General features: G+C 43.7%; 21 protein-coding genes. All 21 read left to right on the forward strand.

What is annotated here, in order from left to right; translation table 11 throughout:
• The first annotated feature begins 35 nt into the window (after window positions 1–35).
• Complete coding sequence (gene fabG / locus THEAE_RS0102855; RefSeq protein ID WP_028986457.1) at window positions 36–776, forward strand: 3-oxoacyl-ACP reductase FabG; 741 nt, start codon at window positions 36–38, stop codon at window positions 774–776.
• 193 nt (window positions 777–969) lie between these two features.
• Entirely contained in the window at window positions 970–2,157 is a 1,188-nt protein-coding gene (locus tag THEAE_RS0102860) for an acetyl-CoA C-acetyltransferase (protein ID WP_028986458.1), read from the forward strand.
• Between the two features lie 271 nt (window positions 2,158–2,428).
• Window positions 2,429–3,970, forward strand: coding sequence for an ABC transporter substrate-binding protein (locus THEAE_RS0102865; RefSeq protein WP_039944227.1), 1,542 nt, complete (start codon window positions 2,429–2,431; stop codon window positions 3,968–3,970).
• 51 nt (window positions 3,971–4,021) lie between these two features.
• Window positions 4,022–4,981, forward strand: a complete 960-nt coding sequence (locus THEAE_RS0102870; RefSeq protein ID WP_028986460.1) for an ABC transporter permease — start codon at window positions 4,022–4,024, stop codon at window positions 4,979–4,981.
• A gap of 62 nt (window positions 4,982–5,043) precedes the next feature.
• Window positions 5,044–5,889, forward strand: a complete 846-nt coding sequence (locus THEAE_RS0102875; protein WP_039944710.1) for an ABC transporter permease — start codon at window positions 5,044–5,046, stop codon at window positions 5,887–5,889.
• 18 nt (window positions 5,890–5,907) lie between these two features.
• Entirely contained in the window at window positions 5,908–6,396 is a 489-nt protein-coding gene (chrS, locus tag THEAE_RS0102880) for a chromate efflux transcriptional regulator ChrS (protein WP_028986462.1), read from the forward strand.
• A gap of 17 nt (window positions 6,397–6,413) precedes the next feature.
• A complete protein-coding gene (gene chrB, locus THEAE_RS0102885) occupies window positions 6,414–7,007 on the forward strand; it encodes a chromate efflux transporter ChrB (protein ID WP_342665767.1) in 594 nt (197 codons plus the stop codon).
• Window positions 7,004–7,546: a chromate efflux transporter ChrA gene (gene chrA / locus THEAE_RS0102890; protein WP_028986464.1), complete on the forward strand. Its 543-nt coding sequence runs from the start codon at window positions 7,004–7,006 to the stop codon at window positions 7,544–7,546. Before chrB ends, chrA begins: the two co-directional genes overlap by 4 nt.
• 18 nt (window positions 7,547–7,564) lie before the next feature.
• Entirely contained in the window at window positions 7,565–9,172 is a 1,608-nt protein-coding gene (locus THEAE_RS0102895) for a gamma-glutamyltransferase family protein (RefSeq protein WP_028986465.1), read from the forward strand.
• A gap of 55 nt (window positions 9,173–9,227) precedes the next feature.
• On the forward strand, window positions 9,228–10,226 hold the full coding sequence (locus THEAE_RS0102900; protein ID WP_028986466.1) for an ABC transporter ATP-binding protein: 999 nt from the start codon (window positions 9,228–9,230) through the stop codon (window positions 10,224–10,226).
• Window positions 10,223–11,188, forward strand: coding sequence for an ABC transporter ATP-binding protein (locus THEAE_RS0102905; RefSeq protein ID WP_005586892.1), 966 nt, complete (start codon window positions 10,223–10,225; stop codon window positions 11,186–11,188). Before THEAE_RS0102900 ends, THEAE_RS0102905 begins: the two co-directional genes overlap by 4 nt.
• Window positions 11,189–11,343: 155 nt before the next feature.
• Window positions 11,344–11,565: a hypothetical protein gene (locus THEAE_RS0102910; RefSeq protein ID WP_028986467.1), complete on the forward strand. Its 222-nt coding sequence runs from the start codon at window positions 11,344–11,346 to the stop codon at window positions 11,563–11,565.
• Between the two features lie 110 nt (window positions 11,566–11,675).
• Complete coding sequence (locus THEAE_RS0102915) at window positions 11,676–12,815, forward strand: hypothetical protein (protein WP_028986468.1); 1,140 nt, start codon at window positions 11,676–11,678, stop codon at window positions 12,813–12,815.
• Window positions 12,812–13,189, forward strand: a complete 378-nt coding sequence (locus THEAE_RS0102920; protein ID WP_028986469.1) for a hypothetical protein — start codon at window positions 12,812–12,814, stop codon at window positions 13,187–13,189. Before THEAE_RS0102915 ends, THEAE_RS0102920 begins: the two co-directional genes overlap by 4 nt.
• A 353-nt stretch (window positions 13,190–13,542) precedes the next feature.
• Window positions 13,543–15,366 carry a DUF4855 domain-containing protein gene (locus THEAE_RS0102925; protein WP_028986470.1) on the forward strand — a complete coding sequence of 608 codons (1,824 nt, stop codon included), beginning with the start codon at window positions 13,543–13,545 and terminating at the stop codon, window positions 15,364–15,366.
• 423 nt (window positions 15,367–15,789) lie between these two features.
• On the forward strand, window positions 15,790–16,047 hold the full coding sequence (locus tag THEAE_RS0102940) for a hypothetical protein (RefSeq protein ID WP_028986471.1): 258 nt from the start codon (window positions 15,790–15,792) through the stop codon (window positions 16,045–16,047).
• Window positions 16,037–16,438 (forward strand): retropepsin-like aspartic protease, encoded by a 402-nt coding sequence (locus THEAE_RS0102945; RefSeq protein WP_028986472.1) that lies wholly within the window; start codon window positions 16,037–16,039, stop codon window positions 16,436–16,438. Before THEAE_RS0102940 ends, THEAE_RS0102945 begins: the two co-directional genes overlap by 11 nt.
• A 525-nt stretch (window positions 16,439–16,963) precedes the next feature.
• On the forward strand, window positions 16,964–18,268 hold the full coding sequence (locus THEAE_RS0102950; RefSeq protein ID WP_028986473.1) for an ABC transporter substrate-binding protein: 1,305 nt from the start codon (window positions 16,964–16,966) through the stop codon (window positions 18,266–18,268).
• A gap of 148 nt (window positions 18,269–18,416) precedes the next feature.
• Window positions 18,417–19,340, forward strand: coding sequence for a carbohydrate ABC transporter permease (locus tag THEAE_RS0102955; RefSeq protein ID WP_052329719.1), 924 nt, complete (start codon window positions 18,417–18,419; stop codon window positions 19,338–19,340).
• Window positions 19,333–20,157, forward strand: a complete 825-nt coding sequence (locus THEAE_RS0102960) for a carbohydrate ABC transporter permease (RefSeq protein ID WP_028986475.1) — start codon at window positions 19,333–19,335, stop codon at window positions 20,155–20,157. Before THEAE_RS0102955 ends, THEAE_RS0102960 begins: the two co-directional genes overlap by 8 nt.
• A gap of 21 nt (window positions 20,158–20,178) precedes the next feature.
• Window positions 20,179–23,208 (forward strand): beta-galactosidase, LacZ type, encoded by a 3,030-nt coding sequence (gene lacZ / locus THEAE_RS0102965; RefSeq protein WP_028986476.1) that lies wholly within the window; start codon window positions 20,179–20,181, stop codon window positions 23,206–23,208.
• Window position 23,209: the final 1 nt, after the last annotated feature.

Here is a 23,209-nt window from a genome sequence, read left to right on the forward strand (position 1 = left end):
ATACGACGGTACATCGTTTTGAGGAGGGGAAAGGAATGGGAGTACGAGGAAGGGTTGCCGTCATTACAGGGGGAGCGAGCGGGATTGGACTTGCGGCGGTGAAGCGATTTGCCCATGAAGGGGCGAAGGTTGTCATCGCAGATTATAACGAAGAGGCAGGGCGGGAGGCGGAGAAAACCGTCCGGGAAACAGGAGGGGAGGCTGTTTTCTTTCCTGTCGATGTCTCTAACCGGGAAAGCGTAGACCGCATGGTTGGTTCAGTTCTGGAGAAGTATGGACAGATCGATATTCTTATTAATAATGCGGGCATTACCCAAGATGCCATGCTCCACAAGATGACGACGGAGCAATGGGAGCGGGTGCTGGCGATTAACCTGTCCGGCGTCTTCCATTGTACCCAGGCGGTCGTTCGGCATATGCGGGAGCGGGGGTATGGACGGATCATCAATACCTCTTCCGTCGTGGGGAAATTTGGCAATGTGGGGCAGACCAATTACGCAGCCACCAAAGCCGGGGTCATCGGCATGACCCAGACGTGGGCGAAGGAATTGGGGAGGACAGGAATTACGGTAAATGCCGTAGCCCCCGGCTTCATTCGGACGCCCATGACGGCGAAGATGCCGGAGAAGATCCTCAGCATGATGGCGGAGAAGGTAAATGTAGGGCGTCTCGGAGAGCCGGAGGATGTGGCCTATGCCTATCTCTTTCTCGCTTCCGACGAGGCATCCTATGTGAACGGCATTGTTCTTTCGGTGGATGGAGGGCTTTCTTTATAATCCGTATCATTCGTTGGGACTCACCGGGGGGATTCGTTTTCCTATGTAACCGAGGGTGAAATTCTCCGGTTTCCGGCATGGATTTGAAATCGGGGGAACCTCGGGGAAGCCAACATGCGAAATCGGAATCATTGGTTTTCGGGGCTTTCAACATCATTTGGGGTTTAAAGTGTATATCCAAGGGGGAGAGAGGATGAAGGAAGCATATATTGTAAGCGCTGTCCGTACGCCGATCGGTTCTTTTCAAGGGAGTCTCTCCGACATTCCGGTGGTGGAACTGGGAGCCAGGGTGATTCGTGGAGCGATCGAGCGGGCGGGGATAGATGCGGATCGCGTGGAAGAGGTCCTGATGGGAAATGTCTTACAGGCAGGGGTGGGTCAAGGACCTGCACGGCAAGCGGCTCTACGGGCTGGGCTTTCCGTGGAAGTGCCGGCGACAACGGTGAACAAGGTGTGCGGATCTGGCCTTAAGACGGTCATGATGGCTGCGCAGGCCATACGGGCAGGGGATCAGGACCTCATCATCGCAGGGGGAATGGAGAACATGAGTCAAACTCCCTATTTGTTTTCTTCGGCACGAAAAGGGATGCGTATGGGAAATGCGGAACTTCTGGACTCAATGCTCCATGAAGGCTTAACTTGTGCCATTCACGGGGTTCACATGGGGATCACGGCGGAGAACATTGCGGAGAAATATGGAATCACCCGGGAGGAACAGGATCAATTTGCGGTTACGAGTCAAAAGCGGGTGGAAAGGGCGAAACAGGAAGGACGCTTTGACGATGAGATGATTGGGATCGAGGTGCCCCAGAAAAAAGGGGGATTCTTCCTTTTTCAGGAAGATGAATTTCCCCGCAATGGCGTTACCCTGGAGAGCTTAAGCAGACTGAAACCTGCATTTAAGGAAGGAGGGAGCGTTACGGCCGGGAATTCCTCCGGAATCAATGACGGGGCGGCAGCCGTGGCGGTAGCTTCCGAGGACACGGTGGAAAAATACGGATTGAAACCGATGGCCCGCATCCTGTCCTATGCCTCAGCGGGGGTGGATCCGGCTTATATGGGCCTCGGACCGATTCCGGCCACTCATCTTGCGTTAAAGAAGGCGGGGCTTACCCTGGATCAAATCGATCTGATAGAGGCGAATGAAGCGTTTGCCGCCCAATCCATAGCTGTGATGAAGGAGCTCTCTCTGGATCCCGAGAAGGTCAATGTAAATGGTGGTGCCCTCTCCCTGGGACACCCCATCGGAGCGAGCGGAGCCCGTATCCTTGTAACCCTTCTCTACGAGATGAAGAGGAGAAAATCTCGTTATGGCCTTGCTACCCTCTGCATCGGCGGAGGACAGGGTGTGGCGATGATCGTGGAAAATACGGAAACATAAATATATAATAACTTAAAAAATGATAGAATATAAATCAAATAAGCTTTAGGTAACCATTTTGTATGTTCTCAATTAATACCCCCCTGAGAGGGGTTTTCTTTTTATAGAAAATAAGCAGAATTTGAGAAAGATGAATAATCCTACAAAAATAATCTTTGAAAATATCTTTTTTTTTCTTGACGTGAAGAAATCATTGACATATAGTAATACTAAACGAAAGAGAATTGAAGAATTCGCTTTCTAAATGAAATGAAAAGGGGGATATTTGTTGATGAAAAATATGACAAAAAGTATTTTTACCGTCGTATTGTCATTTTTGTTGTTATTGACGGGTTGTAGCAGCGGAGAGAAGACTGCAACGAATGAAGGAGTGTCTCAAGAAAAAACGGGAGGAACCTTAAACATCTCCCTCGATTCAGATCCACCAAAGCTTGATCCCAGTTTGTCTACCGCCTTAGTAGATCGGATGGTATTTCAAAGTATCTTTGACAAGATGGTGGATATTGATGAAAATGGGGAGATTATACCTATGCTTGCAAAGGAGTGGAAAATTTCAGAGGATCTAAGGACTTATACTTTTGTCTTACAGCAAGGTGTTAAATTTCATGACGGAACGGATTTTAACGCCGAAGCGGTAAAATTTAATTTTGAGCGGAACATGGATCAAGGTTCACCGAGAAAGAATGAACTTAAGGAAGTAAGCAAGGTATCGGTTGTAGATCCATATACCGTTCAAGTGGAACTTAAGCGGCCCTTTGCTCCTTTTCTTTCCATTCTTGCTGATCGTGCTGGGATGATGGTTTCCCCTGCGGCTGTGAAAAAATATGGGGATGATTTCTCAAATCATCCGGTGGGAACCGGCCCCTTTGTCTTTAAAGAAAGGGTGAAGGGATCGTTTATAACTTTGGAAAAAAATACAAATTATTGGAAGAAGGGGATGCCAAAACTAAATCAAATCGTTTATAAGATTATTACAGATGCAAATGTAGCATTGATGAACCTTAAGAGTGGACAGGTCGACATGACGAACCGTTTTCCGTTTAAAGAAATTGAAAAATCAAAGAACGATCCGAATTTTACAGTTATAAGTGAACCTGGGCAAGGATACCAGGGGATACATTTAAATGTATCGAAACCTCCCTTTGATCGAAAAGAACTTCGGCAAGCCGTGGACTTATTGATTGATCGAGATGCGATTGTAAACGTACTTTTGAGCGGAGCCGGTACCCCGGCGCATTCCCCCTTTTCACCCACCAGCTTTGCCTATGGTGAGAGCGATCGGTATGAAAAACCGGATTTGCAGAAAGCAAGGGATTTGTTAAAGAAAGCCGGCAAGCCGAATGGTTTCAGTTTTACTTTAAAAATCGGAACATCACCATTAAATCAACAGGTAGGACAAATGATCCAGACGATGCTTAAACCTGCTGGAATTCAAGTCAATCTTGAAAAAGTAGAGTTTGGGACTCTTCTTGACCAGACCCAAAAAGGAAATTATGAAGCGGCTGCCATAGGTTGGAGCGGGCGCCCTGACCCGGACCAAAATATTTATGACTTCTATGTAACGGGTGGTCCGCAAAATTATTCCTTTTACAGTAACGCGGAAGTGGATCGTTTACTTGATGAAGCCCGGGCGGAATTAGATGAAGCGAAACGGAAAACGATTTATGACCAGGCGATGAAGATAATCAATGAAGAGGTCCCGTATATTTATCTTTACCATGATCATAACGTTTTCGGAATTTCAAAATCAGTGGATGGTTTTCAATATGTTCCGGATGGTTTGATACGAACTGTGGGAATAAGTAAGAGATAATTCTTGTGGGTTTTGGTTGAACCGAAGGAAAGGGAGTGGAGAGAAAGAGATATGTTAGTATTCTTATTCAGACGGTTATTACTGGCAATTCCAGTTGTTCTCTTGGTTACCGTGATGGTCTTTTCATTACTCCATATGCTCCCAGGAGATCCGGCAACTGTAATTCTCGGGCAGGAAGCCACGCCAGAAGCGGTAGAAGCTTTACGTGAGGAGTTGGGTCTAAACAAACCGATCATCCTGCAGTATTTATATTGGTTGGGTGGAGTATTACAAGGGAATCTAGGCCGTTCACTTGTGGATCATACCCCTGTGTCCGACCTTATTCTTCAACGACTTCCGGCTACACTAGAATTAACCATTGGGACTTTCATCGTAGCCATCCTGATCGCGGTACCGACAGGCATTCTTTCTGCCACTCGGCCGGGGAGTTGGGCCGATTATTTAAGCACCACATTTGCCCTGGGTGGTATGTCCATTCCCCATTTTTGGTTAGGAATGATGTTTATTGTTCTGTTCGCTGTTCGGCTAGGATGGTTACCGGCCTCAGGATATGTTCCTTTTTTCGAGAATCCTGTTGCCAATCTGGCGGCGATGATCATGCCCATGGTGGCCACTGGATTAAGAGAATCGGCGATCTTGATGCGAATGATCCGAAGTAGCTTATTAGAAGTGATGCAAGCAGATTATATTCGTACAGCTTATTCGAAAGGTTTAAAAGATCGAGCGGTGATCCTTCACCATGCTTTTAAAAATGCCTTGGTTCCTGTGGTTACCACAAGTGGTTTAATTGTCGCTGGGCTTTTAGGAGGATTAGTAATCACTGAATCGATTTTCTCGATCCCGGGATTTGGAAGACTGATCGTAGAATCCATCTATAATCGGGATTTTGTAACGGTGCAAGGGGCGATTCTGGTATCTGCTTTATTGGTCGTTGTCGTTAATTTGGTGGTTGACTTGTTATATGCCGTCATCGATCCCCGTATCAAAGTGGGTAAGGGGGCAGATGTATGAATCAACCGATGAATAGGGTCCAAGAGCCTGATTTCCATTCATTTCCACAACCAATGGCGCGGATGAGGAAGGGAATTACCTTCCTGCGTCGCTTTGGCCGAAACAAGCTGGCTGTTATTGGAGCGGTCATCATCGGGGTTTTTGTCCTAACCGCTTTATTTGCTCCGATGATTGCCACCCATGATCCCATCTATGATCAAGATTATAATTCCGTTTTGCAACCCCCTGGAAATGGGCATCTTCTAGGAACCGATGATCTTGGAAGAGATACTTTTTCCCGCCTGGTTTATGGAGCCAGGATTTCGCTCCAAGCAGCCGTAATCCCTGTGGGGATTGCCATTATCGTGGGTGTCCCCATTGGCTTATTCACCGGGTACTTTCGTGGATTTTGGGATGAATGGGTTGTGATGAGAATCGTTGATGCAATGCAAGCTTTTCCTTCCTTAATCTTGGCCTTGGCGATGGCGGCTGCTCTGGGAGGTGGTTTTATGAATGCCATGATTGCCATTGGAATCGGATTTCTCCCTTCCTTTATTCGAATCACCAGGGCACAGGTTCTGACCGTCCGAAATCTTGAATATATACAAGCGGCGAAGGCCATTGGAGCAAGTGATTGGCGGATCATGTTCCTGCATGTGCTTCCTAATTCCATGTCACCTATCTTGGTTCAAATGACGTTGGCTATGGCTTCTGCCATCATCGCGGAAGCCGGTCTTTCTTATCTGGGACTGGGTGCCCGTCCGGAAGAACCGAGTTGGGGTTCAATGTTAAACATTGCACAAGGATATTTAAATATTGATCCCATGCTTGCATTCTGGCCTGGAATAGCGATCTTTTTAGTCGTTCTAGGTTTTAATCTGCTCGGGGATGGAATTCGTGAAATGCTTGATCCGAAATTAAAACGGTAATCGAAAGGGGGATATTGTTTGGTTTATAACTATTCTGAGGCAAATGAAATTCCTCCATTAGAATTGGATGAAATCGATCATCAAATACTGGAAGCATTGCATGAAAATAGTCGTATATCGTATACGGAACTAGGAAAGAAAATCGGGCTTTCCCGAGTGGCGGTTCAAGCCCGAATTAGTGCAATGATTGAAGCGGGAGTGATCGAACGGTTTACGGTGGTCATTAACCCGGCGAAGATCGGCATGCAAGTATCAGCCTTTTTTAGTGTAGACATTGAACCGTCTCATTTACATGAAGTGGCGGAGAAACTAGCCAAAGAACCTGCGGTTACCAGTTTATATCACATGACGGGACCCAGCACGCTCCATATGCATGGCATCTTCTTAAACAACCAAGATATGGAAAAATTCCTTTTAGAGCGGCTATATACCATGCCTGGAATCATCCGTGTGGAGACGCAAATGCTGTTAAAACGGTATAAGAGTCGGATGGGATTAAAATTGTAAAGAAGGTGATCCATTTGTTGGGGGGGCTAAAAACGTATAGAGAGATTATTTTGGCAATGGTTCGAACCGGAATATTCGGGTATGGGGGGGGACCCTCCGTGATCCCCCTTATTCGATATGAAGCGGTTATTCGATATCATTGGATGGAGGAAGAAGAATTTGGAGAGGTTCTAGCTCTTGGAAATGCCCTTCCCGGACCAATCGCCACGAAAATGGCCGCTTATATCGGATATCGACAAAAAAGGATCATGGGGGCTATCGTAGCCGTTTTGGCACATATTTTGCCCACCTCCATCGCCATGGTTGCCCTTTTGGGAGCTCTTTATGCCCTTCGCCACTCCCCCATTGTTTCCGGTATGATAGCAGCGGTTCGGCCTGTGATCGCAGTCATGCTTGGCCAGATGACGTATGAATTTGCTGAAAAATCATGGAAAGGGTTGGGAAAATGGGTGGCTGTAGGTTTTGGATTCGTTGCCTTTTTGATGCTTTCAGTTTGGAACATCCATCCCGCTCTTGTTGTCGCCCTTTTCCTCATCTACGGCTCTTTCCATCTCATGATTTTATCAAAGATCAAAGAGGCTAAGGAAAGCAGGAAAGGAACGACCCGATGACATTATGGAATTTGTTTTGGGGTTTTTTTGTGGCAAATGTTTTAGGATATGGTGGGGGACCTGCCTCCATTCCTCTTATGCAAGAAGAGATTGTAAATCATTATAAGTGGATGACCAATGAACAGTTTACTGATATGCTTGCCGTTGCAAATGCATTACCGGGGCCTATTGCAACAAAGATCGCCGCTTTCGTCGGTTACCAGGTAGGGGGATGGCCAGGGTTGTTGGTGACCTTGGTCGCCACCGTTGTGCCTTCTGCCGTTGCCCTAATTGTTTTATTAGGGCTAATTAACCATTATCGTCAATCGAATGTTGTACGAGGGATGACTCTTTTAGTACAACCTGTAATCGCTATTATGATGCTGCTTTTAACGTGGGAAATGGGAAAGGTGTCGGTGGATACCATTGGAATCTGGCAATCACTGGGGATTGCGATTCTTTCTTACTTGGCGTTAACAAAATGGAGAATGCATCCAGCCTTAGTCATAGTCTTTGCCTTTCTTTATGGTGGACTCGTTTTGCCTTATATAACGATGTGATGGAAAGGAGAACGGAGGATGAACTTTGATCCCTTATACTACCCGGAACCGTCCCGGCGCATGTGCCTCTACGCCAAAAAGGGGATGGTGGCTACCTCCCAACCGTTGGCGGCTGAAGCAGGGATTGAGATTTTAAAAAAAGGCGGAAATGCCATCGATGCGGCCATTGCCACAGCGGCCTGTCTAACGGTTGTAGAACCGACCTCCAACGGAATTGGAGGAGATGCCTTCGCTTTAGTATGGATGAAAGGCAAATTATATGGGTTAAATGCCAGTGGTCCTGCACCGAGAAGCATTTCTTTGGAAAAACTGAAGGAAGCAGGAATAGAGGAAATTCCGAAATATGGATGGATACCGGTAACCGTGCCGGGAACCCCTTCTGCTTGGGCTGCATTGTCAGAACGCTTCGGCAGACTTCCGTTGACGGAGGTCTTACGGCCTGCCATTACGTATGCCGAGGAAGGATTTCCCATTTCACCTATTGTAGGGAAGTATTGGAATCGCGCCTATGAAATTTATACAACTCAGTTGAAGGGAAAAGAGTTTCAAGGTTGGTTCCAAACTTTTGCTCCAGAGGGAAGAGCCCCGAAAATTGGGGAGATGTGGCGTTCCGCTGACCATGCTGAAACCCTTCGTTCTATTGCTGAAACGAAGGCCGAATCCTTTTATCGCGGTCATTTGGCTGAAGCCATCGATCGATTCTCCAAAGAATATGGAGGCTATTTACGAAAGGAAGATCTGGCTGAGTATCAACCGGTCTGGGTAGAACCGATACATGTCCAATATCGGGGATATGAGGTTTGGGAGATTCCTCCCAATGGCCATGGAATCATCGCTTTGATTGCTTTACAGATTTTAAAAGGATTTGAGTTTACCGATCGCAGCACAGTGGAGACTTACCATAAACAGATTGAAGCGATAAAACTGGCATTTGCCGACGGAAAAAAATACATCACTGATCCTTCTAAAATGAGCGTACGGGTGGAGGATCTTCTTTCCGAGGACTATGCTGCGGAAAGGAGAAGACAAATCGGTTCATCTGCCCTTCAACCAGAGGCGGGAACTCCTCCTCAAGGAGGTACCGTCTATCTGGCAACGGCAGATCAGGAAGGAAACATGGTATCGTATATTCAAAGCAATTACATGGGCTTCGGATCAGGATTAGTCGTTCCAGGAACCGGGATTGCCCTTCATAATCGGGGTCATAATTTTTCCCTTGATCCAAACCATGATAACCGATTGGAACCAGGGAAAAAACCTTATCATACCATCATCCCCGGCTTTCTCACCAAGGGAGGAAAAGCGGTAGGACCTTTTGGGGTGATGGGAGGTTTTATGCAGCCGCAGGGTCATGTGCAAGTTATTATGAACACCATTGATTTTCATCTTAATCCCCAGGCTGCTCTCGATGCGCCTCGGTGGCAATGGATCCAAGGGAAAACGGTGGAATTGGAACAAGGGATTCCGGCTCATATCGTGGAACTTCTCATCCGAAAGGGACACGACATTCGATACGCCGTCGGATCAGGGGGGTTTGGCCGGGGGCAAATTATATGGCGGCAGGAGAATGGTGTGTTGGTGGGAGGCAGCGAACCACGGGCTGATGGGTATGTGGCGACCTGGTGATTCATGGGAGGCAATCAATCATGTTGAACGCAAATGATCCAACAGGAGGAATATAATGGAAAATATACTTCTTCAGGTGGATGGATTGAAGACCCAGTTTATCAGTGACGGGCGTGTCATTCCCGCAGTAGACGGGGTGGATCTCACCGTTCAAAAAGGAGAAACCGTAGGATTGGTAGGAGAATCAGGTTCTGGGAAAAGCGTAACCTCCCTGTCAATCATGCGATTACTTCCGAAGAAGGGAGCGCAAATTACAGCAGGTCATATTTTCTTTAAGGGGAATAATCTGCTCGAATTACCCGAGGAAAAAATGCGACAAATACGTGGCAATGAAATCGCCATGATCTTTCAAGAGCCGATGACCTCTCTAAATCCTGTTTATACAATCGGACAACAAATAGCCGAAACGGTAATCCTTCATCGTGGTTATTCCAAAAAGGAAGCTAGAGCACATGCCATAGAAATGTTAAAAAAGGTGAATATTCCCCGAGCAGAGAAAATCGTCGATGAATATCCGCATCAGTTATCCGGTGGAATGCGACAAAGAGTAATGATTGCCATGGCGATATCCTGTGATCCGGAACTTTTAATCGCCGATGAACCAACCACTGCCCTTGATGTTACCATTCAGGCACAAATCTTGGATCAAATGAAGGAACTTCGGGAAAAGCTAGGGACCTCTATCCTATTGATCACCCATGATTTGGGCGTAATAGCCGAGATGTGTAATCGGGTTGTGGTGATGTATGCCGGGCAGGTGGTGGAACATGCCGATGTTTTCACCCTTTTTGAACAACCGGCTCACCCCTATACAAAGGGATTGATGAAAGCTATGCCTCAAATGGATCAAGATGTGGAAAGACTAGATTCCATTCCTGGTAACGTTCCCCTTCCGGGAACCATAAAAAAGGGTTGTCGTTTTGCTTCCCGCTGTCTTTATGCTAAGGCCAAATGTCTAGAAGCGGAGCCGCCCCTTTTCACATTGAGAGAAGGACATCAAAGTAGATGTTGGCTCAACGAAGGTGCCGCCATTAAGGAGGCTATCGGGATATGAAGAGATTGATGGAAGTTAAGGGGCTAAAGAAATATTTTCCCATCCGTTCAGGAATATTTGGGAAAAAAGAAGGCTATGTAAAAGCCGTAGATGATGTCTCATTTGCTGTGAATGAAGGAGAAACCCTTGGCATTGTTGGGGAATCTGGCTGCGGGAAATCAACAACAGGTCGAACGATCATCCGTTTATTGGAACCTACATCTGGGGAAGTCATTTTTCAGGGAGAAAATCTTTTCGATTTAAAAGGGGAAAACCTTCGTAAAATGCGGCGTAACTTACAAATTGTCTTTCAAGATCCGTATGCTTCCCTTAACCCGCGCATGACGGTAGGAGCGATTTTGGAAGAACCTCTAATTATTCATGGAATTGCCTCAAAAGCGGAACGGAAGGAGAGAGTGAAAGGATTATTGGAGATTGTAGGATTAACTCCCTACCATTATAACCGATTTCCACATGAATTCTCAGGTGGGCAGCGACAACGGATTGGCATTGCCAGGGCATTAATTACAAATCCAAAATTAATTGTGGCGGATGAGCCGGTCTCTGCCTTGGATGTATCCATACAATCTCAAATTCTTAACCTCATGAAAGATCTCCAAGATCAATTTAAGCTCACCTACCTTTTTATTTCTCATGATCTATCCGTTGTCCGCTACATTAGTGAGCGGGTAGCCGTCATGTATTTAGGTAGAATGGTAGAAATTGCTCCGAGAAAAGAATTATATAACCAACCTCTTCATCCCTATACCCAAGCCCTTATGTCGGCTGTCCCTAATAACAATCCTAAGAGAATTAAGGAGCGAATCATTCTTTCGGGGGAAGTTCCTAACCCAGCCAATCCACCTACCGGCTGTGCTTTTCATACCCGATGCCGTTTCGCAATGGATCGATGCAAATCGGATCGACCCGTATTAAAGGAAACGGCTTCTGAACATTGGGTCGCCTGTCATTTATATGAATAAAGAGATAGACCCTGGGCTCATGATACATCCAGGGTCTATCTCTTTGCTTTTTCGAATCATAGTAGCCCAAAAGGCACATGGGTAAATCCTTTCACTTCTACATAGAAACGAAGTGATTAGCTACACGGTAAAGATGGATATAGGGAATTATATCGATGATCTCCTTTGCCTTATCGATCAAAAACGGATGTATTTATGAAGGCTGGGAAGCGAAAAACCCGGCAAAAAAAGAATACCGGCTTAAGAATCCAAAGGTGATCGCCACCACCAACTCCTCCAAAGAATATTGGGAGAAAGTAGACAACTTTCTTCAAAAGACATATGAAATAGAAAAAGTAGGGCTATTCGTTTTTGGCAGTGACGAAATGAGATATTGAAAATAACGACAGATGAATCTGATGTTGACAAACATTAGTGCGTATGCATATAATTACTTAGCATAAATGCTGTCCGAAAAAAGTAAGTGATGTGAAAAGGAGGGGTTGCCTTGAGGAACAAAACCCAATTGCGTCTTCATTTGACAGGAGGGCGCTTTGAAACACAAGGCATCCCTCTTGCATTTTTTAATGATCTATCTGTTTTAGGGGAAATGATTATTGAGGTCGCCAAATACGAATTTTTAAAGGATCACCCTAACCGCCAACGAATTCCGAAAGGATTTACCGATGAGGTGATGGTAAATCTTAGCAATCTGGAAAAAGGCAGCGTAATTTCCGCCATTTCCATTGAGGCTAGAGACAACTTGCTTGTTCCACCCTTAGCTATGGATTACTATAAAAAAGCGATTGATTCGATCGTTGATGCCATCTATGCTGCCAATGAAGACGAAAGAATTACAAATTATCTTCCCCCTGAACTTTTGATTTACTTTGATCGTTTTGGTAGAACATTACGCGAAGATGAAGCGATCGAATTTCCAATGCAAAAGGAGCAGAATAAAGTCGCTAAGCTGACAATGGAAATCCGCAAGAAATTAATTTTGAATTCTAGGGCTAAGGAAATTACGGATGAAATACAATTACGGGGAACTGTCCCAGAGGTGGATCAAGAAGCCAACACATTCCATATTCAGCTTTTAGACGGAAGCAAAATAAAAGCGCCGATTGAGGATCAATACTTTGATACTATAAAAAGTGCATTTAATTCCTATCGCGAACCGACACCGGACCGAATTCTTATTCAAGGAATAGGACGTTTCAATCGTCAAGGAAAACTTCTTGGTATCGATTCTGTGGAACATGTCATTTTATTGGATTCTTTGGATGTTCCGACCCGCTTAGAAGAACTTAGCTTGTTGAAAGATGGCTGGTTTGACGGTGAGGGAAAAGCGTTAGATAAAAACGGCATCAAGTGGTTTACTGACCTTTTCACAAGATTTTATCCGGATGAACTTCCTCTGCCGTATGTTTTCCCAACCATCGAGGGGGACATTCGACTTGAGTGGTCAATAGGTCCATATGAAGCCTCTTTAGAGCTAAATCTAAACTCCCATGAGGGATATTGGCATGTTTTAAATATCGAAAACGATCAAGTGGAAGAACGTGAACTTTTTCTTGACAAGGAAAAGGATTGGAAATTTATTTCTGAACGCATTGAATCTATGTCAAAAGAGGGAACCCACTCATGACGCCCCAAACCTTTCTTCATCGACAAGTCCATCCATCTTGGATACAACAAGGAAAAATAACTTCACAAACTTTTAAGCCCACACCAAAAGACCAAAGACGATTGTCTGTTTATAATGGTGATATGATCACTCCTTCAAAAGCATGGGATCATTATACGGGACAGTTAAAATTACAATCGCGTGGTGTTGTATCGGTTACGGTTGAAGAATGCAATAAACTGGAGTTAAACACATTTGAAGATCCAGAACCATTCCCTGAGCATGCGTTCGTAGATTTTCAAGTCCATTCAAATTCCGCCATTGAAAGAAAAGCAAAGTTACTCACACGATACGCTGAGCAAAGAGGGTGGAGTTATTTACCGCTTTCGTTGTAGTTGAATTATTTTGAATTGGTGTCCTTCTCAGGGCTCTTTTTTTTTGTAACAACTCGAACACAAGTGCTATAATAAAAGAAAACTCGTCGATAGGCGATGAATGGGTTCGCGTCTCCACCATGAGCAGTACATGAATGCCGCATGGAACATATTGAAAGAAGGATTGCCTCGGTTAGCAGGTTAGCCAACTGAACTGCAGGAACCGCAGGGGTCGCTTGGTCAACTTCGAACCGGAGGGTTCGAATACCCAAGAATCCCCCACCTCTTTAGATGGTGGGGGTGTTCAAGTTAAAATTAAAATATAGGAAATTTTTTGGATTGAATTCGGAAGGCACCTAAGGAAGGGATCAAGTGTGGATCGGGTAAAGATAGGCATCCTGTTCGTGATCGTTATACTTCTTCTATCTTACATCCTCCTTATCCCTTTATCCACCCCGGTTGTTATCCCCACATCCGCGGGCGATCCGCGGGAAAATGGATATTACAGGAAATTATTGGAGTGGAGTGATGAAAGCGTCATTCCTCCAAAGGATCGGCAATTATTTCTTCCCCGGGTGATCGATTCGCCGCTCTTAAAGATGATGCGCAAGAAGGTCGATCATGGGCCGGGCATCAATCTATCCTTGAAGAAACCATACACGGTAACCATCGAATGGGAGGATTCCTATTTTCACAAATTGGAGAATGATTATCCCGATTCCGGCATGGAATTAACGGATGGGATATACGGAACCTTAGATTGGAAAAATGGAAGTAACCCTTGGGTTGGGTTTCTTCGTCAAGGAGGGCGTTGGATCACGATCGATCTGGGGGAGGTACGGACGATTCATAGTCTCTCTCTCGATTTTCTCCAGAGGTTGGAGGCGGGCATTACGGTGCCTGAGTATGTTCGCTATGAGGTCTCCCTCGACGGGGAGAACTGGTTTGAGGTGGGCAAGGTGGATACCACGGTGGGATCCTGGGAGGCAAGACCCGATTCCGATCCTTTTCTTCTGAAAGATCTTCGTGTGAATGCCCGTTATGTACGAGCCTATTTTCCCACGTCGGTACTGCACTTTATTGACGAATTTGCGGTCTACGGGGAAACGAAAATGGATCCAAAGGGAAAGGTGAGCATGGTAAAACGGAAGCCTGAACCGATGGCCCGTGGTTATTTAAGACCCTATCGGACGCCGGAAAGAGTTCACAATCTTCTGCTCCATTATGTGCGCCAAGAAGACTTTCGTGAAGTGAACTTCCAGCCTCTCGTCACCTATATCAACCAGAAGGGGGAGATTTCGGATTGGATGTTTGATGCCATCCTCTTTGTTCCCCTTTCCTTGCATACGACGCAAAAAGCATGGAGGGATTGGTTAGATGGAATTTTTTATTCGAATCGGCAATTGGAGAAGTTAAATGAGGCGGCGGCGAACGGAAGTGCCGCGTTGGAGGGGAAAAAGTTTGATGCCAAAGATCATAAAATAAAGGTGATTTTCTCGATCCCTTATCCCAGGCTTACTGCTGAAGATTGGGGAGGGGATGAAGAGAGCCCTATCAGCTTTGATCCTTTTGAAATCGGACAAAAGGAATCTTACCTGAATCGGCTGAAAGCGGTGAAATGGTTTATAGAGCAGGCTTTGGCCCGGTGGAATAACGCCCGCTTCGATCACTTGGAGTTGGCGGGCTTTTATTGGGATGGAGAGACATTAAACTTAGCGGCCCAGTATGAGAAAAATCTTATTCGGGATACCGCTGATTTTCTCCACGCGAGACAGGAGAAATTTTATTGGATCCCCTATTATGGAGCGTATGGCGCCGAACAGTGGCGGGAGTTGGGGTTCGATATGGTGATGGTTCAGCCGAATTTTTCCTTCACCCGTGTGGATGTCTCGCGATTGGAAAAGACGGCCGAGTGGGCATACCGTTACGGTACCGGGATTGAGATTGAGGCCCATTGGTTTACCACCGCATTGGATAAAAAGGTGGCCACCTATTATAAAAACCGGTACTACGACTATTTCACGGCAGGTCACCTGCAAAAGTATGAATATTCCACCCTCAATGGATGGTACTTGAATGTTTCCACATTGGAGGATGCTTATGCCAGTCCCGATCCTTTTTACCGGGAGATCTATAATAATACCTATCTCTATCTAAAAGAGATGTGGTCGGAGACGGAGTATCGATCCCATGAGTAAGATCCGGTATCTTCCCCATGGGGTGATCGAAAGCGACCATGCGGCTATTCGCCCGGAGGATCAAAAGCGGAGGATATAGCTTGAGCATCCCCGGCGTAAACGCCATGATTAAAGTTCTCATCTCCCTTAAGACTATAGGGATGACTCAAGGGGCAATCCTGTATCTGGGGAAGACATCTCGTACAGCGGACTAAAATCTCATAAGAATCGAAGGACTTCAGCCATGGATCTTGAGTGTGCTCAAATTATTTTAGGGGTTGTTCGGATAATCTGTTGAGTTATCTACTTATCTTTGATGGCTTACCGTATGAGTAACTCGATCATACATGCATCATCTAATCGTCAATGCGACGTATGAACTGCCAATGACGTTTCGATCGGCAAGTGATATAATGGGCAGAGGGAAAGAAAAGGGGTGAAAGCATGTTATGGTCTGAAGTGAGGCAGTTATTTCCCAATCAATTTGTCTTGGTGGAAGAATTAAAATCCCATTACGAGAACAATAAGCTTCATGTGGAAGAAGTGGCTGTGGTCAGACCGATTCAGGATGCTAAAGAAGCGTGGAAAGAGTTATTTGCCGCCTCAAACGGACGTTTTGTATACCATACATCAAACGAGAAAATTATCATCGAAGTCAGAAATAAACCGATGATCAGGAGATTTTACAATCATGAATCTTGAGTTGACTGATGGTTTGTTATTTTCTTCTGTAGTCATAACTTATCGCGGAAAATCGGTGACAATTCGGAATGTGGTGATTGATACAGGTGCGGCTGAGTCCATCATTTCAATCGATGCGGTAGATGATCTGTTCCACTCTTATGAACCCGATGATCAAATCCGTTTTATGAGAGGAATTGGAGGCAGAGAAGCGGCGATCCGAAGAAAAGTCGATCACGTTCGGATGGATACCTTTGTGATCAAAGACTTTCGTATGGATTTTGGACCAATCGGAGAATATGACGGGATTAACGGTCTTATTGGTTTGGACGTGTTGATTCCTGGAAAATTTATCGTTGATTTATCTCGAATGCAACTGTATACTGCGGACTCGCAAGTCGATGATAAATAAATGTGGTTTGAGGGAACCCTTGACGAAAAAATATCCATTTTTCTGCAGAGAGCTGAACTTCGAATTTTGCGTAGACGGTTTCTTTTGCAAACACTCTGAAACTTGTATTGGACTTGCTTTTTCTGTTTATTAAGTTCCGCGAAAACGACTGGTCCAAACCCGCCTCAGGGGAGTGAAACTTTTAATTGCAGGAAACGGTATAGATTATAATATAGGAAAAAATAGTGCTTTTTAATACAAAGAACGGGGGATTCACAAATGGAAGGTACTCTCGTGAGAGGTCGAGAGTGCTTTTTGTTTTGGCAGTTAACGAGTTGATCAAATGAATTTCTCCATCTACCCCTCTAGTGGTTGAGAAGAATAGTAAAAGCTGAAAGTAAGCCGAATAATAAGTTATATTTTTTTGAGTTTAACGGATATATTTTACAGATAAACGCTCCAAAATGGCCATTGAGCAAATATCAACAAATGCTACCATTTATTATGTATTTAGGTAGCGCTTACATCATATTGGAGGGGATATAAATGAAGAAGCGACCGGCACTATTTTTAGTACTGGCACTATTTTTAGTAAGTATGCCGCTTTTGGCTGCGTGTTCTACCGGATCAACAGAAAAAAGTTCCGGGGGAGCAAATGAAACGAACGAAATAACAGTTTGGGCTTGGGATCCCAACTTTAATATCAAAGCGATGAACCTGGCAAAAGAAGCTTATAAGACGGTAGATCCAAATCTAAATGTTAAAGTGATTGAAAACGCACAAGCCGATATTGTTCAAAAGTTAAATACATCTTTAAGTTCCGGCACTACTAAAGGGTTGCCAAATATTGTTCTAATAGAAGATTATCGTGCCCAAAGTTTCCTCAAAGCATATCCTGATGCATTCTATGATTTAAGTGGAACATTTAATGCGAGCGATTTTACTCAATACAAATTAGCTCCAACCAGTTTTAACGGCAAACAGTACGGTCTTCCATTCGATACCGGTGTTGCTGGACTCTATGTAAGAACCGACTATTTGGAAGCAGCAGGGTATACAGTAGATGACTTAAAAAATATTGATTGGAACAAATATATTGAAATAGGTAAGAAAGTTACAGAGGCGACCGGTAAAAAAATGCTAACACAAGATCCCAAGGACCTCGGACTGATTCGCATGATGATACAGTCGAGTGGTTCATGGTATTTAAAGAATGATGGGACTACACCGAACATTGCAAACAACGCTGCGCTAAAGGAAGCATTTAAAACTTATAAATCGATTTTAGATGCAGGCCTTGTAAAGCCTGTATCTGATTGGAGTCAGTTTGTTGCAGGCTTTAATAGTGGTGATGTTGCGTCTGTTCCAACAGGTAACTGGATTACTCCTTCGATCAAAGCGGAAGCATCGCAAGCCGGCAAGTGGGCAGTGGTTCCCTTTCCGAAACTTCCTGGTGTTGCAAATTCCGTCAATGCCACGAACTTAGGTGGCAGCTCATGGTATGTCCTAAATATACCGGGTAAAGAAAAGGCTGCAGATTTCCTTGCAAAAACGTTTGGATCAAATGTTGATTTTTACCAGACTTTAAACAAAGAAATTGGTGCAATTGGTACTTATAAGCCGGCTTATGATGGAGACCAGTACAAAGCTAGCGACGATTTCTTTGGAGGTCAGCATGTAACTGCAGATTTTGCTAATTGGGCTGAACAAATCCCACAAGTAAACTACGGTCTACACACTTACGCAATTGAGGACATTCTGGTAGTTGCTATGCAAGATTACTTGAAAGGTAAAGATCTTGATAAGGTGTTGGAAGACGCTCAAAAGCAAGCTGAAGAGCAAATTAAATAAAAATTAAGCAAAAAAGCCACACCATTATTGAAACTTTTAGTAATAAGCCTCGGAAGTTCGCCGATTTTACTAAACGAATTTGCGGAGCCACTCTTTCGTCAGGCGGGATGTTCCGAGGCTTATTATAAAAAATAGGGAGGTGAAATAAATGCAATTTATAAAAGCCGACCCGAGTATCCGTCTAGCAAAGCAGAAGCGAAATCCTCGACTAAAAAGCGCTTTAATTGGATGGGCCTTTATCACCCTTGCAACAGTGATGATTGGCTTATTTTACTTCTACCCTATGGTTCAAGCTTTGATCCTTTCATTTAAATCAGGCACTGGGGTTAGACTTCAATTTGTTGGCTTTGATAATTATATACGATTATTCAAGGATCCGGTTTTTCTGACCACCGTGAAAAATACGGTGATTTATCTTATTATTCAAGTTCCCATTATGATTCTTCTCGCGCTGTTTCTATCTGTTTTATTGAATACGAAATCTTTAAAGCTTAAAGGTTTTTTTCGCACGGCGATCTTTTTGCCGTCGGTTACATCGCTTGTTGCCTATTCGGTGATTTTCAAATATTTGTTTAGCTTGGATGGTTTTATTAACAATATGCTGATAAAGCTGGCGATTATATCCGAACCGATTCAGTGGCTGACGGATCCTTTTTGGGCCAAAATTGTGATTATTATCGCGATTACTTGGCGCTGGACAGGATATAATATGATTTTCTTTCTATCAGGTTTACAAAATATCGATGAATCAATTTACGAAGCTGCAAAAATAGATGGTGCATCATCCTTTCGCCAATTTTGTAAAATAACAATTCCGATGATGAAACCAATCATTTTGTTTACGACGATCACATCAACAATCGGTACTCTTCAATTGTTCGACGAAGTGATGAATATCACCGCAGGCGGACCGGCAAATGCGACCATGACCATATCCCAATATATTTACAATCTCTCTTTCAAATATACGCCTGATTTTGGTTATGCAGCAACGGTCTCTTATGCCATTGTGGTCTTAATTATCTTTTTCTCCATTATTCAGTTCAAAGTAGCGGGTGATAAAAATGACTAATTTAAAACATTTGTTCAGTTATATAGTTCTTATTATTGCTTCGGCCATTTCGATTTTTCCATTCTTATGGATGGTTGTTAGTTCAACAAATAAGTCGGTGGAGGTAACGAAGGGAACGTTACTGCCAGGAAGCTCTTTTATGGAAAATTTAAATAAACTAATAGAGACAACGAACCTTGGAACAGCTTTAATCAATTCAGCCATAATTTCCATTTCCACAACTATATTAGCGATACTCATTTCTTCCTTGGCCGGCTATGGATTTGAGATTTATAAAAGCAAAGCGAAGGATACGGTTTTTAATATCCTATTGCTTTCCATGATGATTCCGTTCGCAGCCTTAATGGTGCCTCTATTTCAGATGTTTGGAACGATCTCACAGATATTCCCGGCGATTGGGATCGATACTCCTGCAGCGGTTATTTTACCAACCGTAACAACTGCTTTTCTGATTTTCTTTTTTAGACAAAGTACAAAGATGTTTCCGAAGGATATTCTTGAAGCTGGAAGAATTGATGGTTTAACAGAATTGGGGTTATTTTTTAGAATTTATGTTCCAACGATGAAAACGTCTTATGCTGCGGCGGCAATCATTACATTTATGGGGAGTTGGAATAGTTATTTATGGCCACTCGTTATCCTCCAGTCTCCTGAAAATCAAACGATTCCGTTACTGATCTCCAATCTCGGATCCAGTTACTCACCAGATTATGGAATGATCATGACAGCGATCGTTATTGCAACCTTGCCATCAGCACTCATTTTCTTTATCATGCAAAAGCATTTCGTTGCCGGTATGATAGGTTCAGTAAAATAGATCGTAGGAAGAGGGATCCATATGGTAACGAATCCAACAATCCAGTGGCTTTCAGATGTAAATGTATTTGCAGTGAATCGCCTTCCTGCTCATTCAGACCATTATTATTACGAAACAATGGAAGAAGCAAGAAGTGGATTGCCAATGCGTATGCGCCATTCACTGAATGGAAATTGGAAGTTTAACTACGCAGTGAATCCATCCAGCCGTCCAGAACAATTTTTTAAACAAGACTTTGATTGTTCAAATTGGAACAATATAACTGTCCCCGGACATATTCAGCTTCAGGGCTACGGGACGCCTCAGTATGTAAATACGATGTATCCCTGGGATGGGCATAATGAGATTCGTCCCCCAGAAATACCAATGGATTATAATCCTGTAGGAAGTTATGTAAAGATCTTCACTCTGCCTGATCAGATGAAAAATAAGCTGGTATATATCTCATTTCAAGGTGTTGAATCGGCTTTTTATGTTTGGTTAAACGGCGAATTTGTTGGATATAGTGAAGACTCGTTTACTCCAGCAGAGTTTGACCTGACGCCTTTCATTAAAGATGGAGAGAACAAGTTGGCAGTTGAAGTTTATCAATTTAGTACTGGTAGCTGGTTAGAGGATCAAGACTTTTGGCGTTTTTCCGGTATTTTTAGGGATGTATACCTTTATACAGTTCCAGAGATTCATGTTCAAGATCTTTTTGTTAGAGCCGATCTGGACAATACGTTTACAAAAGGGACGCTTTCTGTAGACTTAAAATTTCTATCGACTCTCCCGACAAAAGTTGTAGGTGTTTTGTATGATGCTAAAAATAATTTAATAGCTTCATCGGATGGTTCGATTGATGAACGGAACGGGCATATTTTTCTTTCTTTGGATCAACCAAAGCTATGGAGCGCAGAAAATCCTTACTTGTACAAACTATATATTCAGGTTTACAACGACTTAGGTCAATTGGTAGAAGTGGTCCCACAAAAAGTGGGCTTTAGAAGATTTGAACTTGTAGATAAGATTATGCGCCTTAATGGCCAACGCATTGTGTTCAAAGGTGTGAATCGCCATGAGTTTAATTGTCGCCGTGGTCGGGCTATTACTAAGGAAGATATGCTGTGGGATATTAAAACACTGAAGCGACATAACATTAACGCTGTTCGCACATCCCATTATCCTAATCAAAGCTATTGGTATGAGCTATGTGACGAATACGGAATTTATGTAATCGATGAAATGAATTTGGAAACTCATGGAACATGGCAAAAGATGGGTGTAGTGGATCCTGCATGGAACATACCTGGAAATAAACGGGAGTGGCAAAATATTGTCATGGATCGGGCAATTTCAATGTTTGAACGAGATAAAAATCATCCATCAATATTGATTTGGTCCTGTGGAAATGAATCGTATGCGGGAGAAGTTATTCTGAATGTATCCCGTTACTTTAAATCGGTTGATCCAAGTCGGCTTGTTCATTATGAGGGAGTTTTTCACAACCGTGATTACAATGAAATCAGTGATATGGAAAGCAGAATGTATGCAAAACCTGCAGAAATAGAAGAATATTTAACAGAGAATCCCGAAAAGCCTTATATTAGCTGCGAATATATGCACGCAATGGGGAATTCGCTTGGGGGGATGTATAAATACACGGATCTAGAAAAAAAATATCCGATGTATCAAGGCGGTTTTATCTGGGATTATATCGATCAGGCGTTGATCAAAAAGGACCGTTATGGTAAAGAATTTTTAGCATATGGCGGTGACTTCGGCGATCGTCCTACCGATTATGGTTTCTGCACAAATGGAATTGTCTATGCAAATCGTGAGCTTTCGCCAAAGATGCAGGAAGTAAAATATTTATACCAAAACCTTAAATTAATACCAGATAAAAACGGAGTTACGATTATAAACGATAACCTTTTCACAGATACTTCGGATTATGAGTTGGAATACATCCTTTACCTTGAAGGGAAAGAGCTTTATCGTAATCAACTTGATGTGGTGGTAGCACCTTTGAGCGAAGGCCGGGTAGAATTTGAGTGGCCAATTGATTTTGCAAGTGCTGTGGGCGAATATTGTATCCATGTCTCCTTCAAGTTAAAAGAAAACACACTTTGGGCGGAGGCGGGTTATGAAATTGCATTTGGACAATATGTGTTTAAAGTGGAAGGTTTAGTGGAGGAAGTTCTTCCGGAAGGTGATTTGAGGATTGTCCATGGTGATGTGAATATAGGTGTACATGGGCGGGATTTTTCGATCCTGTTCTCGAAGCAGGTGGGTAGCCTGATTTCTCTAAATTATGCCGGAAAAGAAATGATTTCATATCCTCCTGCACCGTTGTTCTGGAGAGCTACAACCGATAATGACAGAGGATTTTCACAAGGCTTCCGTTCCGGAGTGTGGCTTGTGGCAAGTTTAGCGCGCAAATGTGTCGGAGTAGAAGTTCAAGAAGATAAGGGATTTGTTACAATCATCTTTACGTATAAATTTTCTATACATGAAGGGATCGAGGTGAAGGTTTCGTATTCGGTATATCCAGATGGCAGCCTTCGAGTGAAATCGATGTATCACGGAGCGGAGAATCTCCCTCAAATGCCTATTTTTGCTTTAACTTTTAAAGTCCCGGCGGATTATGACCAACTAGAATGGTATGCATTGGGACCTGATGAAAATTATTCAGATCGAAACAAAGGTGCAAGACTAGGAATCTTTAAAAATCAAGTCTCTGATCAATTATCAGGTTATATTAAGCCACAGGAATCGGGTAATCGAACAGGAGTACGTCGTCTTAGTCTAACAAATAAAGAGGGTCAGGGAATTAGAATTACTTCGATCAGAGAACCGTTAGAGTGCAATGTTTCACCATATACAGCATTTGAGCTTGAAAATGCGAATCACCATTTTGAGCTTCCGAATATTCATTATACAGTTGTGACAGTGGCGGGTAAGCAAATGGGCGTCGGCGGAGATGACAGCTGGGGTGCGCCAGTACACGACGAGTACCTAATTAAAGCAGATCAAAATATGGAATTTGAGTTCATGATTCAACGAACTTAGA

Origin of the sequence: Thermicanus aegyptius DSM 12793 (assembly GCF_000510645.1) — a bacterium.
GTDB classification, from domain to species: domain Bacteria; phylum Bacillota; class Bacilli; order Thermicanales; family Thermicanaceae; genus Thermicanus; species Thermicanus aegyptius.

What these genes read in the sequence shown, in the direction of transcription:
- THEAE_RS0102860 (WP_028986458.1), top strand. Translation starts at nt 970, where the DNA reads ATGAAGGAAGCATATATTGTAAGCGCTGTCCGTACGCCGATCGGTTCT.
- THEAE_RS0102920 (WP_028986469.1), top strand. Translation starts at nt 12,812, where the DNA reads ATGACGCCCCAAACCTTTCTTCATCGACAAGTCCATCCATCTTGGATA.
- THEAE_RS0102865 (WP_039944227.1), top strand. Translation starts at nt 2,429, where the DNA reads ATGAAAAATATGACAAAAAGTATTTTTACCGTCGTATTGTCATTTTTG.
- THEAE_RS0102945 (WP_028986472.1), top strand. Translation starts at nt 16,037, where the DNA reads ATGAATCTTGAGTTGACTGATGGTTTGTTATTTTCTTCTGTAGTCATA.
- THEAE_RS0102950 (WP_028986473.1), top strand. Translation starts at nt 16,964, where the DNA reads ATGAAGAAGCGACCGGCACTATTTTTAGTACTGGCACTATTTTTAGTA.
- fabG (WP_028986457.1), top strand. Translation starts at nt 36, where the DNA reads ATGGGAGTACGAGGAAGGGTTGCCGTCATTACAGGGGGAGCGAGCGGG.
- THEAE_RS0102910 (WP_028986467.1), top strand. Translation starts at nt 11,344, where the DNA reads ATGATCTCCTTTGCCTTATCGATCAAAAACGGATGTATTTATGAAGGC.
- THEAE_RS0102875 (WP_039944710.1), top strand. Translation starts at nt 5,044, where the DNA reads ATGAGGAAGGGAATTACCTTCCTGCGTCGCTTTGGCCGAAACAAGCTG.
- THEAE_RS0102895 (WP_028986465.1), top strand. Translation starts at nt 7,565, where the DNA reads ATGAACTTTGATCCCTTATACTACCCGGAACCGTCCCGGCGCATGTGC.
- THEAE_RS0102900 (WP_028986466.1), top strand. Translation starts at nt 9,228, where the DNA reads ATGGAAAATATACTTCTTCAGGTGGATGGATTGAAGACCCAGTTTATC.
- lacZ (WP_028986476.1), top strand. Translation starts at nt 20,179, where the DNA reads ATGGTAACGAATCCAACAATCCAGTGGCTTTCAGATGTAAATGTATTT.
- THEAE_RS0102905 (WP_005586892.1), top strand. Translation starts at nt 10,223, where the DNA reads ATGAAGAGATTGATGGAAGTTAAGGGGCTAAAGAAATATTTTCCCATC.
- THEAE_RS0102940 (WP_028986471.1), top strand. Translation starts at nt 15,790, where the DNA reads ATGTTATGGTCTGAAGTGAGGCAGTTATTTCCCAATCAATTTGTCTTG.
- THEAE_RS0102960 (WP_028986475.1), top strand. Translation starts at nt 19,333, where the DNA reads ATGACTAATTTAAAACATTTGTTCAGTTATATAGTTCTTATTATTGCT.
- chrA (WP_028986464.1), top strand. Translation starts at nt 7,004, where the DNA reads ATGACATTATGGAATTTGTTTTGGGGTTTTTTTGTGGCAAATGTTTTA.
- THEAE_RS0102870 (WP_028986460.1), top strand. Translation starts at nt 4,022, where the DNA reads ATGTTAGTATTCTTATTCAGACGGTTATTACTGGCAATTCCAGTTGTT.
- THEAE_RS0102955 (WP_052329719.1), top strand. Translation starts at nt 18,417, where the DNA reads ATGCAATTTATAAAAGCCGACCCGAGTATCCGTCTAGCAAAGCAGAAG.